Consider the following 310-nt stretch of genomic DNA (forward strand, 5'->3'; position numbering starts at 1 on the left):
GATCATCGCGATACGCTCGCTCATCAGAGCGCTACGTGCGCGGTGCAGCATCTGTAAATCCTGCTGGGCTGGCGTGTTGATCGGCACATACTTGGTTGAACTCCTGGAGCGGGCCTCGGCAATGGCGGCGGCATCGTTGGTATCGTTCTTGTTGCCGGTTACAAAGGCTCGCGTATGTTGCGCAGCGATCAACTTGACGTCATGTCCAAGCGCCGTCAGCTCCCTGGCCCAGTAATGCGAACCAGCGCATGCTTCTATCCCGATCGCTACCGGCTGCATGTTTCGAAAGGTTGACAGTACTTCGTTACGG

At 57.1% G+C, this 310-nt stretch carries 1 protein-coding gene; it reads right to left on the bottom strand.

Annotation, left to right across the window (positions count from 1 at the left end; translation table 11 throughout):
- Positions 1–310 (bottom strand): IS110 family transposase (locus QWL29_RS26610; protein WP_305825856.1); only part of this gene is annotated, 310 nt, incomplete at both ends.

Source organism: Massilia brevitalea (assembly GCF_030711405.1).
Taxonomy (GTDB): Bacteria; Pseudomonadota; Gammaproteobacteria; order Burkholderiales; family Burkholderiaceae_D; genus Telluria; species Telluria brevitalea.